Annotated in this window: 2 protein-coding genes; both read right to left on the reverse strand. The window is 38.5% G+C overall.

Features of this window, described 5'->3' with window-relative positions:
- Positions 1-688: 688 nt before the first annotated feature.
- Entirely contained in the window at positions 689-1,273 is a 585-nt protein-coding gene (locus tag AACR75_RS02230; RefSeq protein ID WP_047691650.1) for a hypothetical protein, read from the reverse strand.
- Between the two features lie 3 nt (positions 1,274-1,276).
- Positions 1,277-1,864, reverse strand: coding sequence for a hypothetical protein (locus AACR75_RS02235; RefSeq protein ID WP_047691653.1), 588 nt, complete (start codon positions 1,862-1,864; stop codon positions 1,277-1,279).
- Positions 1,865-1,996: the final 132 nt, after the last annotated feature.

The raw sequence follows: 1,996 nt of genomic DNA on the forward strand, positions 1-1,996 counted from the left end.
CAAGAAAAAATGAACACGGAATTTTATGATTTTTCTTAACCTCAGCTAACGCCCGGCTAAGGGGTTGACAACGCACCGCTGAACTTAAAAAACACACTGTAAACACTGAACTTCAATTTTGTACTAAAACAGCCAAGCGTTGGCAATCCCTCTTGAGCCGTTTGTTATGCAAATTCAATGAGATAAACAGAATTTACACGACCAAAAGCCACAATTGCAATGGTTGAGTGATTCAAGAATCAACCCAAGCAAGAACTGTGATAAATGAGCCGCCAAAACAAAGTCCACCTTTCAACAACAAACCAAGCTTTTGAATCAGGAAAACTCAACAAGCAAGACTTTCAGCAAGTGCAAAATGCTCGATAAACTTGCCCTTTCCACACTTTGCGCCCGCTAAATTCACAACAAACCAGCACCAAAACTCATTGAGGCAAACAAAGAACCTTGCCTGTTTTACGGTTTGAGTTAACCACGAATTTGAGGGTAAAAATGCTCATTTGCCGACAGCTCAAAACGAATGGCCGGAGAAATCCCAAAAGATTGAGCCCCTAAATTTACCTGAGTTGCATAACGCCCAATTAAGGGGTGAACAACGCCTACACCCAAACCTAAAGCATTGTGCCATAAACACTAAAACTGAAGTAGAAGTAAAAATGCCAAGCGTTGTGAATCCCTCTTAAATTGCTTGTTATGCGCGCCTGCTAGCTTTTCGTGCTTCAAGCCTTTCGTACCATTCAACACCCTTGGTGCCAGTTCTTTCTTTAATATTCATTTTTAAGGTATGAGTTTTACTGTTAAGGTCCTTAACTCTTGCTTGGAAATCATTTCGTTGTTTTTTAATTTCATCTTTATCATCAAAAAGTGAAGCTCTTAGCTGCTGAATACTATTTATTTCTTCTTGTATAGACTTTTTATCTAGTGGGTCTTTAGCTTCTTTTTTTCTCTGGAAGAGAATTTCTCGTTGCTCTTTAGTTTTAACGATAGCCTCACCAATTTTATCCAGTGATTTTCTAGCATCTTTTAATAAGGAGTACGCTTGATCTGCCACTTTTACACAGGAATAGTGCATATCGACAAGAACTTTAAAATCATATGATTGTCGGGCTTCTTCAAGGTGTTCTTCTATCTGTGCCTGATGCCATTCAATACTTCTTTCAACTTCTGCTCGCTTTGATCTCCACCTTTCTCGTTCAGCAGCAGACTGATCTTGAAGCTCATTGTAAATCCATATACCAGCACCTAATAGCGCAACTCCGGCAATTACTGGCAGCATACATTAATCCTCACTGAATGTGAGTATACGGTCACTGTTTGGCATTGCTTCTAACGCTTTTTGAGTGTTTTGAGCTATCAAATCTAGCTTCACAGTGCTTTGCTCACCAAGTGTCTTTAAGAGGCCTGTTAGTTCAGGCAGAAGGATATTGGACATTTGCTTTTCTTCTATAGATAACTTGGGATCTGATATATTTTTAACTAGGTTACTTATGCAGTCCAAGATATTTTGTTTTTCTAAATGAGTATTCTCGAGATCTTTTGCCACCACTTCTAAAGCCATTTCTAAGGCTCTTCGTCGTTCCTCAAGTAGTTGGAGTCCCGCTTCAAGAGCAGAGTCTATCTGTTTGTGACGGATTTTCGCTTCTTCTTGAATTCGAATCTGCTCTGTTTCAAGGTTTTTTATTTGAATTTTATAATGTGTAATTTGAGCAATTGTCTCAGACGCAAACTGTAAAGGGTTTAAGCTTTTTAAAAATCCCATCATACCTTCTTTATCAAAATTTAGTGCTTTTCCTGATTTAACATCTTGGATAAGTTTTCCCTTCCCATGAGTAGATGAAGATTTTGGTGGAGGATTTACATCTTTCATAATTATCCTTATTTATATCGTAGTAATTGTAATTGTAATTGGCATTCGAGCGCATAACGCCCGGCTAAGGGGTTGACAACGCACTACCGCACTCAAAAAACCACTGTAAACATCGAACTTCAATTTTGTACT

This window comes from Vibrio sp. ZOR0018, assembly GCF_963865925.1.
GTDB classification, from domain to species: domain Bacteria; phylum Pseudomonadota; class Gammaproteobacteria; order Enterobacterales; family Vibrionaceae; genus Vibrio; species Vibrio anguillarum.

Excerpts from the sequence above, each read along its gene's own strand:
- AACR75_RS02230 (WP_047691650.1), bottom strand. The coding sequence starts at position 1,273 with ATGCTGCCAGTAATTGCCGGAGTTGCGCTATTAGGTGCTGGTATATGG.
- AACR75_RS02235 (WP_047691653.1), bottom strand. The coding sequence starts at position 1,864 with ATGAAAGATGTAAATCCTCCACCAAAATCTTCATCTACTCATGGGAAG.